The sequence below is a fragment of the Solwaraspora sp. WMMB335 genome, from assembly GCF_049179075.1.
Classification (GTDB): domain Bacteria; phylum Actinomycetota; class Actinomycetes; order Mycobacteriales; family Micromonosporaceae; genus Micromonospora_E.
In genome coordinates this window covers 1,012,366-1,026,635 of the sequence record NZ_JBMHMF010000001.1, presented here as the reverse complement: position 1 = coordinate 1,026,635, position 14,270 = coordinate 1,012,366, and the positions used below count along the sequence as shown (strand labels likewise).

The 14,270-nt window shown below is 73.0% G+C and carries 13 protein-coding genes; 12 read left to right on the top strand and 1 reads right to left on the bottom strand.

Going from position 1 to position 14,270, the window contains the following annotated elements; translation table 11 throughout:
* Positions 1–4: 4 nt before the first annotated feature.
* Positions 5–1,051 carry an HAD-IIA family hydrolase gene (locus ACN27F_RS03865; protein WP_421431226.1) on the top strand — a complete coding sequence of 349 codons (1,047 nt, stop codon included), beginning with the start codon at positions 5–7 and terminating at the stop codon, positions 1,049–1,051.
* Between the two features lie 57 nt (positions 1,052–1,108).
* Here ACN27F_RS03865 and ACN27F_RS03860 read toward each other — a convergent pair whose 3' ends face one another.
* A complete protein-coding gene (locus tag ACN27F_RS03860; RefSeq protein ID WP_421431225.1) occupies positions 1,109–1,447 on the bottom strand; it encodes an SCP2 sterol-binding domain-containing protein in 339 nt (112 codons plus the stop codon).
* A 166-nt stretch (positions 1,448–1,613) separates the two neighbouring features.
* Between ACN27F_RS03860 and ACN27F_RS03855 the strand changes: the two genes are divergently transcribed.
* The 11 genes from ACN27F_RS03855 to ACN27F_RS03805 all read left to right on the top strand — a co-directional run bounded on the left by ACN27F_RS03855 (position 1,614) and on the right by ACN27F_RS03805 (position 14,240).
* Positions 1,614–2,138: a phasin family protein gene (locus tag ACN27F_RS03855; protein WP_421431224.1), complete on the top strand. Its 525-nt coding sequence runs from the start codon at positions 1,614–1,616 to the stop codon at positions 2,136–2,138.
* Positions 2,135–2,335: a hypothetical protein gene (locus ACN27F_RS03850; RefSeq protein WP_421431223.1), complete on the top strand. Its 201-nt coding sequence runs from the start codon at positions 2,135–2,137 to the stop codon at positions 2,333–2,335. Before ACN27F_RS03855 ends, ACN27F_RS03850 begins: the two co-directional genes overlap by 4 nt.
* Positions 2,336–2,358: 23 nt before the next feature.
* A complete protein-coding gene (locus tag ACN27F_RS03845) occupies positions 2,359–3,213 on the top strand; it encodes a TlyA family RNA methyltransferase (protein WP_421431222.1) in 855 nt (284 codons plus the stop codon).
* Positions 3,214–3,242: 29 nt separating this feature from the next.
* Entirely contained in the window at positions 3,243–4,139 is an 897-nt protein-coding gene (locus ACN27F_RS03840) for an NAD kinase (RefSeq protein WP_421439947.1), read from the top strand.
* A gap of 48 nt (positions 4,140–4,187) precedes the next feature.
* A complete protein-coding gene (gene recN / locus ACN27F_RS03835) occupies positions 4,188–5,945 on the top strand; it encodes a DNA repair protein RecN (protein WP_421439945.1) in 1,758 nt (585 codons plus the stop codon).
* A gap of 203 nt (positions 5,946–6,148) precedes the next feature.
* Positions 6,149–7,327 (top strand): putative cytokinetic ring protein SteA, encoded by a 1,179-nt coding sequence (gene steA / locus ACN27F_RS03830; RefSeq protein WP_421431221.1) that lies wholly within the window; start codon positions 6,149–6,151, stop codon positions 7,325–7,327.
* 44 nt (positions 7,328–7,371) lie between these two features.
* Entirely contained in the window at positions 7,372–8,307 is a 936-nt protein-coding gene (locus tag ACN27F_RS03825) for a copper transporter (RefSeq protein WP_421431220.1), read from the top strand.
* 24 nt (positions 8,308–8,331) lie between these two features.
* Positions 8,332–9,195, top strand: a complete 864-nt coding sequence (locus ACN27F_RS03820; protein WP_421431219.1) for a hypothetical protein — start codon at positions 8,332–8,334, stop codon at positions 9,193–9,195.
* A 13-nt stretch (positions 9,196–9,208) separates the two neighbouring features.
* Positions 9,209–10,873 (top strand): murein biosynthesis integral membrane protein MurJ, encoded by a 1,665-nt coding sequence (murJ, locus tag ACN27F_RS03815; protein WP_421431218.1) that lies wholly within the window; start codon positions 9,209–9,211, stop codon positions 10,871–10,873.
* Entirely contained in the window at positions 10,864–12,030 is a 1,167-nt protein-coding gene (locus ACN27F_RS03810) for a glycosyltransferase family 4 protein (RefSeq protein ID WP_421431217.1), read from the top strand. Before murJ ends, ACN27F_RS03810 begins: the two co-directional genes overlap by 10 nt.
* On the top strand, positions 12,030–14,240 hold the full coding sequence (locus ACN27F_RS03805; protein WP_421431216.1) for a hypothetical protein: 2,211 nt from the start codon (positions 12,030–12,032) through the stop codon (positions 14,238–14,240). Before ACN27F_RS03810 ends, ACN27F_RS03805 begins: the two co-directional genes overlap by 1 nt.
* Positions 14,241–14,270: the final 30 nt, after the last annotated feature.

The following is a 14,270-nucleotide window of genomic DNA, read 5'->3' as shown; positions in this document are numbered from 1 at the left end:
CACCGTGACACCCGACGACCACGACCACGGCCCTGGCACAGCCGAGGACGGTCTCGCCGCCGAGTTCGATCTGATCATCTTCGATCTGGACGGCGTCATCTACCTGATCGACCAACCGATACCGGCCGCGGTCGACGCGGTCGACCGGTTGCTGCGTCGTGGCTCGCCGGTGGCATACGCGACCAACAACGCCTCCCGACGCCCGGGCGACGTCGCCGCGCTGCTGTCCGGGATGGGCGTGCCAGCGACCGACGCGCAGGTGTTGACGTCGGCCGGCGCGACCGCCGCGATGCTCGCCGGCCGGCACCCGCCCGGTACCAAGGTTCTCGTCGTCGGGGCCGAGGCGTTGCGGCAGGAGATTTCTGCGGTCGGCCTGATCCCGGTGGCGGGCGCGGACGCCGCACCGGCGGTGGTGGTACAGGGATACGGCCCGCGGATCGGCTGGTCGGACCTTGCCGAGGCGTGTGTCGCGATCCGCAGCGGGGCGACCTGGGTCGCCACCAACACCGACCGTACGCTGCCCAGCAAGCGTGGGCCACTGCCGGGCAACGGTGCGTTGGTGGCGGCACTGCGTACCGCGCTGGGGCGGGAGCCTGATCAGGTGGTCGGCAAGCCCGCGCCCGGGCTGTTCACCACTGCGGCCCGACGTGCCGGTGCCGATCGCCCGCTGGTCGTCGGCGACCGGTTGGACACCGACATCGAAGGGGCGAATCGGGCCGGCATGGCGAGCCTGCTGGTCCTGACCGGGATCAGCGGCGCCGAAGAGCTTCTCGGTGCCCCGCCGGTACGCCGTCCGACGTACGTCGCGGCCGACCTGACCGGGTTGTTCGAACAGGTCGACGCCGTACCGATCACCACCGCGACCGGGGCGACCGCATCCTGGCGGGCCCAGCGTGACGCCGACGGCGGGCTGACCCTCGACGGTCACGGCCGGACCCTGGACGCGTTGCGGCTGTTGTGCCGGACGGCTTGGCAGGGCGAGGCGCCGACACGGGTCGAGGCGAGCGGCCCGGCAGCGGGATCAGCACTGCGCGAGCTGGGCCTGGCCTGATCCGGTTGCCCGACGGGCACCCGGAGCGGTACGGCAGCTGTCCGGGACGTCCGGTGCTCACAGCAGCTTACGTAGCTTGAGCAGATCGAACGGACTGGCGCTGATCGACAGCCGCCGGCTGGCGAGTGCACGACCGGCGTCGAGGTCGCCACGGACCAGCGCGAGCAGGTCGTCACTGGCGATGCTCATGGCGATCTTCGCGCTCGGGTCGTCGCCGTCGGCGAGACCGACCAGCCGCCCGTCGGTGAGCCGTCCGTGGAAGGCCGTGCCGAGATCGGTTATCCGGCAGGCCAGCGTCCGGTCCAGGTTGACCCGCTCGCGGACCTCGTCGGCGCTGGCCGCCAACCGGCCGGCGAGTTCCTGCAGTGCGTGCCGGCACTCGTCGACGCTGGCCACCTGAACCTCCTGGGCACCGTTGCTGCCATCACCCATCGCCGGTGCCGTTTCACCGGTCGGCGACCGTTGGCGATTACGCCGAACGGTCGCACTGGCACCGTACCGCACTGCGGCCGGCGGTCCCGGTAGCGTGGCAGCCGAACACTTCGTGTGAAGGAGCAAGGACATGCGTGACGCCTGGCGGGCGTACCTGGAAATGGCTCTCGGCCTGACCGAGGCATCCAGAAAGAAGGCGGAGAAGACCGCGCGGTCGCTGGTGGGCAAGGGCGGTGCCACCGCTGCGCAACTGCAATCGGTCGTCGAGGACGTGTTGTCGGCGGGGACCGCCAATCGGGAGTCGCTGACGCGGCTGGTCCGGGTGGAGGTCGACCGGGCGCTCGGCGCGGTCGGCCTGGCGAAGGCGGACGAGGTCACGGCGCTGAACCAGCGGGTCGCGCAACTCGAACGTGATCTTGAGCAGTCCCGGGCGCAGCGGGCCGCCGCTGCCGCCGCCGAGGCGGTGGCGGAGGAGACGATTCCGCCGACCGCCGCCGACCCCGAGGCGTCGGTGCCGGGCACGGCGTCGACCCCGGAAACGGCGAAGAAAGCCGTCGCCAAGAAGGCGGTCGCGAAAAAGACCGTCGCCAAGAAGACCGTTGCCAAGAAGACCCCTGGGAAGAAGGCCGGCGGAGCAGCGGCGGCCGAGGCGTGAGCGCGGTTGGGTCCGACCGGCCGGTCGCGTCGGGCGGACCGATCGCCGCTGGTGAGTCGACCGGGCATCCGGCGGTCGACGCGGCGGTCCAGGCGGTCCGAAACGCCGCTGGGCTGCCACCTGCCGACCAGATCGCCCAGTACGAGGCGGCGCACGCGACACTGCAGGAAACCCTTGCCACCATCGACCAGGCCTGAGCGCCGCAACCCGCCGGAGACCCATGGCACGCCGTAACCGTCTGGACGTCGAGTTGGTCCGTCGCGGTCTCGCCCGGTCCCGCGAGCAGGCCGCCGCGTTGATCGACGCCGGCCGGGTCGAGGTCCGCGGTGTCGCCGCCGCGAAAGCCGCCGCCATGGTCGACCCGGCGGATGCGGTTCGGGTGCTCGGCGACGATCCGGCGCTCGGGTACGTCTCCCGGGGCGCTCACAAACTGGCCGGTGCGCTCGCCGGTACCGGCCTGACCGCCACGGGTCGCCGCTGCCTGGACGCCGGTGCGTCGACCGGCGGTTTCACCGACGTGCTGCTGCGCGCCGGCGCCGCCGAGGTGATCGCGGTCGACGTCGGGTACGGCCAGTTGGCCTGGCCATTGCGCAGCGATCCCCGGGTGCGGGTGCTGGAACGGACCAACGCGCGGGCCATCACCGCCGAACAGATCGGTGGTCGGGTCGAGCTGACCGTCGCGGACCTGTCGTTCATCTCGCTGCGGCTGGTACTTCCGGCGTTGGCCGACTGCACGGTGCCCGACGGGGATCTGCTGCTGATGGTCAAGCCCCAGTTCGAGGTCGGCCGGGACAAGGTGGGTCCGGGCGGGGTGGTGCGGGACGCGACGTTGCGTACCGAGGCGGTCCTGTCGGTGACCGCGGCCGGTGCGCACCGTGGACTCGGGGTATCGTCCGTGATCGCCAGCCCGCTGCCAGGTCCACGGGGCAACGTGGAATTCTTTGTCTGGTTCCGTCGCGGTGCGCCGGCCGCCGACCCCGAGCACGTGCGGGCGGTCGTCGAAGCGGGCCCGGCAGACCAGACCGGCACAGCGATACAGACCGGCCCGGTGATGGAAGAAGGTGGAGCGCGGTGAGCGCGACAGTCCCGTCCGGCGGCGCTCCGGTGGCGTCGCCGGTCGCCCGCGCGGCGTTGCTGGTGACCCATACCGGCCGGCAGCGCAGCACCGATCACGCCCGGACCGTCGCGGCCGATCTCATCGAGGCCGGCTTCGAGGTGCGGGTCGTCGCCGAGGAGGCCGACGACCTCGATCTGCCGGGCGTGCACCCGGTCGGCGGGCCGGCTGCGGCGGACGGTGCGGAGATCGTCTTCGCCCTCGGCGGTGACGGCACGTTCCTGCGCGCCGCCGAACTCGCCCGCCCCGCGAAGGCTCCGCTGCTCGGTATCAACCTCGGCAAGGTCGGGTTTCTCGCCGAGGCCGAGATCGGGGACCTGGACCGGGCGGTACGCCAGGTGGTCGCCCGCGAATACACCGTGGATGAGCGGTTGACGTTGGACGTACGGGCGGAGCTGGACGGCGGGGTCACCATCGAGTCGTGGGCGCTGAACGAGATCAGCGTCGAAAAGGGCCAGCGTGCCCAGATGCTCGAACTGATGGTCGACGTGGACGGGCGGCCGTTGTCCCGCTACGGTGCCGACGGGGTGGTCTGCGCCACGCCGACCGGCTCCACGGCGTACGCCTTCTCCGCCGGTGGCCCGGTGGTGTGGCCGGAGGTGGAGGCCCTGCTGCTGGTGCCGATCAGCGCCCACGCGCTGTTCAGCCGGCCGCTGGTCACTGCGCCGAGCTCCACGTTCGTCATCACCGTCGACCCGTACACCACCTTCGCGGTGCTCTGCTGCGACGGCCGGCGGGTCTACGACCTGCCACCGGGGGCACGGGTCACGATCCGCCGGGGAGAGCAGCCGGTCCGAGTGGTCCGCCTGCATCCGCGACCGTTCAGTGACCGGCTGGTCGCCAAGTTCGACCTGCCGGTGAACGGCTGGCGGGGCCACCGCCGCTGACCAACCCCGGGTGGTCAACGACGCTTCCCACTACTACTGTCGGTGGCTGTGCTGGAAGAGCTGCGCATCACCGGGCTGGGCGTCATCGAGGACACCACGCTGTCGCTGACCCGCGGCATGAATGTGATCACCGGCGAGACCGGTGCCGGCAAGACGATGGTGGTGACCGGCCTCGGGCTGCTCTTCGGCGGCCGGGCGGACGCGGGACGGGTGCGGGCCGATCCGGGCCGGGCCATCGTGGAGGGTCGGCTGCGGCTGGCCGGTCCGACCGGTGCCGCCGTACACGGGCGGATCGCCGACGCCGGCGCCGAGCCCGACGACGACGGTGTGTTGTTGCTGACCCGTACGGTCACCGCCGAAGGGCGCTCCCGCGCCCATGTCGGTGGACGGAGCATGCCGGTGTCGGTGCTGGGCGAGATCGGCGAGCAGGTGGTCGCGGTGCACGGCCAGTCCGACCAGCTGCGACTGCTGCGTCCGGCCGAACAACGGGCCGCCCTGGACCGTTTCGCCGGTGCCGACCACGAGAAGCTGCTCGACGCGTTGCGCGAGTCCTACGCCCGCTGGCGCCAGGTCAGTGAGGATCTCGACGACCGGCGCCGTAACGCCCGCGAACGCAACCAGGAGGCCGATCTGCTGCGGCTCGGCCTTGACGAGATCACCCGGGCGGATCCGCAGCCGGGTGAGGAGGACGAGCTCAAGGCGGAGGCACAGCGGCTGGAACACGCCGAGGGCCTGCGAACCGCCGCCCAGTTGGCCGCGGTCAGCCTCGCCGGCGGCGCCGAACTGGCCGACGACACCCCGGACGCGACCAACCTGCTCGGTACCGCCCGCCGTTCGCTGGAGGCGCAGGCCGGGGTGGACCGGGTGCTGGGTGACCTGGCGGCCCGGATCGCCGAGGCGGCGACCCTGGTCGGTGACGTCGCCGCGGAACTGTCGGCATACCTGGCCGGTCTGGACGCTGATCCGCAGCGGCTGCAGGCGCTGTACGAACGCCGGATGGTACTGCGCGGCCTCACCCGCAAGTACGCCGACGACGTGGACGGGGTCATCGCCTGGGCGCAGCGGGCCCAGACCCGGCTGGCCGAGTTGGACACCTCCGACGAACTGCTCGACGAACTCGACCGGGAACGTGCCCGGCTGGCCGACGAGGTGGCGGAGCTGGCGAGTCGGGTTTCGGCGGCCCGCCGGCAGGCAGCGGTCCGCTTCGCCGAACAGGTCAGCGTGGAGCTCGCCGGGTTGGCCATGCCGCATGCCCGGATCGAGGTGGCGGTGCTGGCCCGTCCGGTGGGCCGGGGCGAGCCGGCGCTGAGCGTCGACGGCGTCGAGTCGGGCGTCGGACCCGACGGGGCCGACGAGGTCGAACTGCGGTTGCTGGCCCATCCAGGGGCACCGGCGCTGTCGTTGCAGCGCGGCGCCAGCGGTGGTGAGCTGTCCCGGGTGATGCTCGCCATCGAGGTTGTCTTCGCCGGCTCCGGCGGCCCGCCGACTCTGGTGTTCGATGAGGTGGACGCTGGCGTCGGCGGTCAGGCCGCGGTGGAGATCGGTCGCCGGCTGGCCCGGCTGGCGCGTAGCCATCAGGTGCTCGTGGTGACCCACCTGCCGCAGGTGGCGGCGTTCGCCGACCGGCACCTGGTGGTCGCCAAGGACACCGGTGGCGCTGTCACGACCAGCGGGGTACGGGTCGTGGAGGATACCGACCGGGCCCGGGAGCTTGCTCGGATGCTGGCCGGTTTGCCCGATTCGGATCTGGGTATCGCGCACGCCGAGGAACTCCTCGCCGTCGCGGCCCGCGAACGGCGGGGCTGACCGACCGCGTCCCTGGCGAAACCCAGCGAGACGCCGGCCGAGTCCCGAACTGGTGCCTCCCGACGTGGTGTGGTCCGCGCGAGCGTGAGTGTGGTTCGCTGGAACAGGGTGCGCGGGACCGGGCGGCGGGGCACCCCGGCCGGCGATGGCAGCGCGGGCATGTCGCGTCGGATTCCGCTGCCCCACATGCCAGGATGGTCAGGATGCGTCTACCCACCTTGCGCCGGGTCCGTGCCGCCGAGCCCGGAACGATCTCCGGTACCGCTCGGCTCGACCGCCGGACGAAGCGCCTGGTCGGCCGGCTGCGACCAGGGGACATCGCGGTCATCGACCATGTCGACCTCGACCGGGTCGCGGCCGACTCGCTGGTGGCGGTCGGCGTCGCCGCGGTGCTCAACGTCAAGCCGTCGGTGTCCGGGCGGTATCCGAACCTCGGTCCCGAGGTGCTCGTCCAGGCCGGCATCCCGCTGATCGACGACGTGGGCGAGGACGCGTTCGAGCGGATCCGCGAAGGTGACGTCGTGCGCGTCGAGGCCGGCACGGTGCTGCTCGGTGACGAGCAGGTGGCGACCGGCGTGCGACAGGACGCCGACTCGGTCGCCAGGGCGATGGCGGACGCGCGGGAAGGACTGTCGGTCCAGCTCGAGGCGTTCGCCGCGAACACCATGGAGTATCTCAAGCAGGAACGGGACCTGCTGCTCGACGGCGTCGGCGTGCCGGCGATCGAGACCCGGATCGGTGGCCGGCACTGCCTGATCGTGGTGCGGGGCTACGACTACAAGGCGGACCTGGACGTGCTGCGGCCGTACATCCGGGAGTTCAAACCGGTGCTGATCGGCGTCGACGGGGGAGCGGACGCGCTCGTCGAGGCCGGTTACACGCCCGACATGATCGTCGGGGACATGGACTCGGTGACCGACGACGTGTTGCGCTGTGGCGCCGAGGTGGTCGTGCACGCCTACCCGGACGGCCGGGCACCGGGCATGGACCGGGTCCGCGAACTGGGGGTGCCGGCACTGACCTTTCCCGCGGCCGCGACCAGCGAGGACCTGGCGATGTTGCTGGCCGATGAGAAAGGCGCCTCGTTGATCGTCGCGGTGGGCACGCACGCCACGTTGGTCGAGTTTCTCGACAAGGGTCGCGGCGGAATGGCCTCCACGTTTCTGACCCGGCTGAAGGTCGGCGGTAAGCTGGTCGACGCCAAGGGGGTCAGCCGGCTGTACCGGCAGAGCATCTCGGGTTCATCGCTGCTGTTGCTCGTCCTGTCCGCGATCGCGGCGATGTCGTCGGCCGTTGCGGTATCCACCGTCGGCAAGGCCTATCTCGGGGTGGCCTCCGAGTGGTGGGACAATTTCGTCTTCCAGCTCGGGCAGCTTTTCTAGCCTGAACCGGCGGCGACCTGGACGGATCGGATAAGGCGGCAGGTTTGATCAACTTCCGGTACCACGTGGTGTCGCTCACCGCGGTGTTCCTCGCGCTGGCGATCGGGCTCGTGGTCGGCACCGCCGCACTCAACGGCCCGGTCGTCGATTCTTTGAGTGACAATGTCAACGCTTTGCGTAAGGACAATCAGCAGCTCCGGGAGACGGTCAACAGCCTGCGCGAGGAGGTCAACCGGGAGGAGGACTTCGTCACCGAGGCCGCTCCGATCCTGTTGGCCGACAAGCTCGCTGGCCGCCGCCTGTTGGTCGTCTGCCTGCCCAGCGGTCGCGACCAGGCCGAGGGGGTGCTGGCCGCGCTCGACATCGCCGGCGCCACCATCACCGGCCGGATCGACGTGCAGGACAAGTTCGTCAACCCCGACAACGGGGTGGAACTGCTGGAACTCGCGACCGCCGCGGCACGTCCGACCATTCCCACCACCGGTCTGCCGGGCAACAGCGACGGGGTGGAGACCTCCAGCGCCCTCCTGGCCAGCGCGCTGGTGGACCGGACCGAGCAACCCGCCGTCGACCCGGCCGATCTGGCCGCCGTGCTCGACGCGTACGGCGACGCCGGCTACATCACGGTCGAGCAGCCGGTCACCGGGTCGGCCGAGGCGGTGGTCGTGGTCAGTGGCCAGCCGTACGTCGACCGGGACGCGGCCAAGAAGGACGCCGCGGTGGTCACCCTGGTCGTGCAGTTCGACCGGGTCAGCCGGGTCGTGGTGGCCGGTACCGGATCCAGCGACGGCAACCTCGTCTCCGCGGTCCGCGACGACCCGACGATCAGCCAGACGATCTCCACCGTCGACAACGGCAACACCACCGCCGGGCAGGCCGTCAGCGCCCTCGCCATGGCCGAGCAGTTCACCCTCGGCCAGTCCGGGCACTACGGCCTGGGCGCCGGTGCCACCTCCCTGATGCCCAAACGTCCCGAGTAGCCAGCCAGCGGAGTTGAACCCCTGATGCACAAACGTGTCCTGCTGGGCCGGCTGCTGGTCGCCGGTGCCGGTGCCCTCGCCGTCCGTGCCGCGCTGCGCACCACCCGGCGGGTCGCGGCCCGCGGCGTGCTCGACCGCACCAACTTCCGGGGGCGCACGGTCAGCCTCGCCGGTGGTCCGGCGCTGGCCGCCGGAGCGTCCGCCGCCGCGGCACTGGGCGCGGCCCATCCGGCGGTCGCCGCCGCGGCGCTGGTCGCCGGGACCGGCGCGGGCGCGGTCGGGCTGTACGACGACATCGCCGGTGACCGGCCCGGCCAGCGCACGGCGAAAGGCTTCACCGGACACCTCGCCGCGCTGCGTGCGGGCCAGGTCACCAGCGGACTGGTGAAGATCATCGGCGTGGGTGCCGCCGGGATCGGTGCGGCCTCGCTGCTCGCCGCCGCGCCCGGGCACCGCGCCCGCGCCCGTTCGCCGATCGTCGCCGGAGCCGATCTGCTGCTCGGCGCGGGCGTCATCGCCGGCACCGCCAACCTGGTCAATTTGCTCGACCTGCGACCGGGTCGGGCGGGCAAGGCCGGGCTGCTGATCGCCGCGCCGCTACTCGCCGGTCCGACCGGTGGGGTGGTGGCGGGCACCGCCGGAGCGGTCGCCGGGCTGCTCCGCGACGACCTCGACGAGCAGGTGATGCTCGGTGACTGCGGGGCCAACGCGCTCGGCGCGCTCCTCGGCGTCGCGATCGCGCAGCGCAGCGGGTTGGCCGGCCGGGCCGCCGCACTCGGGGTGCTCACCGCCCTCACCGTCGCCAGCGAGCGGGTCAGCTTCACCCAGGTCATCCAGGGCACCCCCGGACTGCGGGAGCTCGACGCCCTGGGGCGGCGGACACCCTGACCGGGTAGCGGCGATGACCTCCGCGTCGCCGGCGGCCCGGGCCGGCGCCACCCGCCTCGTCGGCGCAGCGGCCCTGATCGCCGCCCTGACGGTGGCCAGCCGGCTGGCCGGCTTCGGGCGTACCGCCGTCTTCGCCTGGTCGGTCGGGCCGACCGCGCTCGGTGACATCTACACCGCGGCCAACACCGTCCCGAACATCATCTTCGAGATCGTCGCCGGTGGCGCGCTGGCCAGCCTGGTCGTGCCGCTGCTCGCCGGCGCGGTCGCCGCCGGCGACCGCGCCGCCGTGTCGGCGACCACGTCGGCGCTGCTCAGCTGGACGCTGGGCCTGTTGATCCCGCTCGCCGTGCTGGTCGCCGTGGCGGCCGGGCCGATCATCGGGCTGCTCGCCGGCGACGCCAGCCCCGACCAGGTCGACGCCGGTGCGCGGATGCTGCGGCTGTTCGCCCCGCAACTGCCGCTGTACGGCGTCGCGGTGGTGCTGACCGGTGTGCTGCAGGCGCATCACCGGTTCGCCTGGCCGGTCGTGGCGCCGTTGCTGTCCAGCGTCACCGTGATCGGGACCTATCTCGCCTTCGCCGTCACCGAGGGTCGGCTGGCCGACCTGCCCGGGGTCGGTGCCGCCGGACAGGCGCTGCTCGCCGTCGGCACCACCGCCGGTGTCGCGGTGCTGTCGCTGTGTCTGTTCGTCCCGCTGCGCCGGCTGCGACTGCGGCTGCGGCCCGGCCTACGGTTCACCGGTGCCGCCCGGGAACGGGTCGGGGCGCTGGCCGCGGCCGGCGCGGTCACCGTCGGTACCCAGCAGGTGGCCCTGCTGGTGGCCGTACGGCTGTCCCTGGCCGGCGATCCGCCCAGCGGCAGCGTCGTGTTGTTCACCCTGTCGTACACCGTGTTCCTGCTGCCCTGGTCGGTGCTGGCGGTGCCGCTGGCCACCGCCGCCTACCCCACCCTCGTCGCCACCCACGGCAGCGGCGACCTGAGCGGCTACCGGAGCACCCTGGCCCCGGCGGTGCGTACCGTGCTGCTGTCGTCCTGCCTCGGCACGGCCGTGCTCGTCGCGGTCCGGGATCCGGTCGCGGCGTTCCTCGTGCCGGCTGACCAGGCCGGCGCGCTCGCCAGCGGTATCGCCGGGTTCGCCCCCGGTCTGATCGGCTACGGACTGTTCGCCGTCTGTTCCCGTGCCCTCTACGCCGCCGGTCGCCCGGCTCCCGCGGCTGCGGCGGTCGCCGCCGGCTGGTGCGGCGTCGCCGGGTCTGCCGTGCTGCTGGCCGCGGCGCTGCCCGATGATCATCGGGTGCTGGCCTTGGCGTTGGCCAACAGCCTGGGCATGGTGGTGATGGCTACCCTGTTGGTCGGTGCGCTGCGCCACAGCGCGGGCGCGGGCGCGCTCGCCGGATTCAGCTGGGCTCTGGCGACCGGGCTCACCGCCAGCGTCGCCGCCGCGGCGGCCGGTCACGCGGTGGCGTACCTGTGCGGTGCGGGTTCCGCGACCCTGACCGTACCGGCGGCAGTGCTGCAGGGCATCCTGTCGGGGGCGGTCACGGTGACGGTCTTCCTCGCCGTGGCGCTTGCGCTGGACGGCCGGGACCTGCGGCCGCTGCTGACCGGGGTGGTTCGCCGGGTGCGCCGGCGGACATCCGGTGTTTCGCCGGACAGGAAGGGGACGGGATGGCGGTGAGCGATCAGCCGCAGGGCAGCTGGACCGGCTCGGTGGTGTTGCTGCTCGCCTCCAGCACGGGCGGGATCGGGCAGCACGTCGCGTCACTGACCCGTGGCCTGCGTGAGCGTGGCATCCAGGTGACGGTCTGCGGTCCGCTCGCCACCGAGCAGCAGTTCCGGTTCACCGCCACCGGCGCCGGATTCGTGCCGGTGGAGATTCCGGCGGACCCGGGACCGGGCGACGTGGGCTCGGTCCGCGCGGTGCGCCGGGTGCTCGCCGCCGGTCCCGACGTGGTGCACGCGCACGGACTGCGGGCCGGGCTGGTCGCCGCGTTGGCCCGCCCGGCCGCGCCGCTCATCGTCACCTGGCACAACAGCGTGCTCGGCACCGGCCTGCGGGGCCGGCTCTCCCGGTGGGCGCAGCGACGGGTGGCCCGGGCCGCTCAGGTCACCCTCGGCGCGTCGGCGGACCTGGTCGCGACGGCGACCGCGCTCGGCGCACCGGACGCCAGGCTCGGTCCGGTAGCCGCGCCCCAACTCCCGCCACCGCGGCGCAGCCGTGCCGCGGTCCGCGCGGAATTCGGCCTCGGCGCCCAGCAACCGCTGGTGCTGTCCGTCGGCCGGCTGCATCCGCAGAAGCGGTACGACCTGCTGGTCGATGTCTCGGCCCGGTGGCGGGAGCTGAGCCCGCCCGCGCAGGTGGCGATCGCCGGCACCGGACCCAGCTATCTGTCGCTGGCGGCGCAGATCTCCGCGGTACGGGCACCGGTCACCCTGCTCGGACACCGCAACGACGTGTCCGATCTGCTGCTCGGGGCGGATCTCGCCGTGGTGTGCAGCGACTGGGAGGCCCGCCAGTTGTTCGCCCAGGAGGCGTTGCGGGCCGGCGTACCGCTGGTGGCGACCGCGGTCGGCGGGCTGCCCGAGTTGGTCGGCGACGCCGCGGTGCTGATTCCCGCCGGTGACGTCGACGCCCTCGACGCTGCGGTACGTGACCTGCTCCGGGACCACCAGCGACGCGCCGACTACGCCGAGCGAGGGCCGGTTCGGGCCCGGAACTGGCCGACCGAGACCGACACCGTCGATCTGGTCAGCGCCGTCTACCAGGAGGTCGCCGCCGCCCGCCCGGACCGGCAGGACGCCCCCGACGGCGGGTTCGTGGACGGGCGTGGCTGATGCGCTACCGGGTCGTGCCGCTGCTGCTGTTGTCGGTGCTGCTGGCCGCCGGGATCGCGGCACTGCCCGAGCGGCCGGCGGTGGGCACGTCCGGACGTACCGCCGACTATGTGGTCCTCGTCGGTGTGCCCGGTCTGCGGTGGGACGACGTCGACCAGCAGATCACCCCGACCCTGTGGCGCCTGGCGGAGCAGGGCTCGATCGGCTCGCTCGCGGTGCTCTCGGCACAGCGGCCGACCTGCCCGGCCGACGGCTGGGTCACCCTCGGGGCCGGCAACTACGCGGCGTTCGGCCCGACCCAGCAGGCCGAGACCTGCCCGCCGCTTGAGGTCACGGTCGAACAGCCGGACGGCATCGGTGGCTACCTGCCGTCACAACGGGCGACCGTGCGGTACAACCAGGAACGGCTCGCCTGGGGCGCCGTACCCGGCGCGCTGGCCGAGTCGGTACGGTGCACCGCCGCCGTGGGCTCGGGTGCGGCACTGGCCGCGGCGCGTCCGTTCGGGCGGGTCGACCGGTACGAGCCACAACTTCCGGCCGATCCGCGGGACCTGCTGGCCTCCTGCGTGCTCAGCATCGTCGACGCCGGAGTGGTCAGCGGCGACGATCCGGACCAGCGCGCGGCAGCGGCCCGGCGGGCCGACGCGCAACTCGCCCGGGTGCTGGCCGCCCGCCCACCACGATCGCTGGTGCTGGTCGCCGGGTTGGCCGACACCGGCGGACCGACCCGGCTGCACGTGGCCGTCGCCGAAGGGCCGGGCTGGCAGGCCGGCTGGATCACCTCGCCGACCACCGGCCGGGACGGCTATCTGGAACTGGTCGACCTGGCCCCGACCGCCCTGCGGGTGCTCGACCGGGACCAGCCCGACGGGCTGTTCATCGGGCAACCGGCGAGTTCGGCGCCCGGACGGCCCGAGGACCTGTCGGCGGCGATCGCCTACCCCGCCGACGCCGACCGCGAGGCCCGTTCCCAGAGACACGCGGCGGCCTGGTTCTTCGGCCTGCTCGCCACGTTCCAGACGATGCTGGCGGTGGCGGTGATACCGCTGCTGCGCCGCGCCCGGCGCAACGCCGGCCGCGACGGGCCCGATCCGGTCGGCCGCCGGGTCACCGCCGTGGTCGAGGTCCTGCTGATCGCCGCGGCGTTGGCCATCCCGGCTACGCTGCTGGCCCACGTCGTGCCGTGGTGGCGCACCGGGCAGCCGGGTCTCGTCCTGACGATGGTCACGGCGCTGGTGGTGGCGGTGGCGACCGCCGGGGTACGACTGACCGGGGCGTTCCGACGCACGCTCGGGCCGATGGCGATGGTCGCCACGATCGCTACCGCGGTGGTCGCGGCGGACGTGTTGACCGGAGCGCGCCTGCAGCTCAATGGTGTGACCGGGTACTCGGCGTCGGAAAGCGGCCGCTACGCCGGCCTCGGCACGGCCGGCCTCGGGGTGCTGATCGCCGGTGCGCTGCTCGCCGCCGGCTGCCTGGCGCAGCGGGTCCGCCGCTGGTGGCGGGTCACCGTGGTGGTGACCCTGGGCGGCGCCGCCGTGATTCTGGTCGGCAGCCCGTACCTGGGCGCCGATCCGGTCGGGGCGATCGCGTTGACCGCCGGGGTGTGCATCGCCGCGGCGATCAGCGCCGGGGGCTGGCTGAACATGCCCCGGCTGGCCTGGGCGACCATCGCCGGGCTGGTGGTGACCGCCGGGTTCGCGTTGCTCGACCTGCAGCGGCCGGAGACGGAACGGGGCAGCCTGGGCCGGTTCGTGACGGCGTTGAGCGAAGGCACCGGCGGGCTGACCCTGCACCGCTGGTCGGCGGCGAACCTGTCCGCGCTGATGGGCAGCCCGTTGACGGTGCTCGCACTGGTCAGCGCGGTGCTGGTGTGGTTCGCGTTGCTGCAGCCGTGGGGCGGGCTGAAGCGGCTGTTCGGCATCTACCCGGCGGTGCGGGCCGCCATGGCGGGGATCACCGTCTCGGCGGTGATCGGTGGAGGGCTGGCCGGCTCGGCACTCGACGTCGCGGGTGCGGCGGCCTCGGTCACCGTACCGCTGGCGGCGCTGGCCGCGTTGCGGGTGCTGGATCATTCCGCGGACCGCACCCGTCCGAGGCCCGGTGCGGACCCGACCACCGGCGGTATGCCCGTCGAGGTCACCGGACCCGCTGTTTCGGCAGGTGTTACCGTGGAGTCCCGTGGATCGCGCCAGCAGCTTCTCCAGTGACGCGCCGGTCTGCACGACCAGTCAGACGAC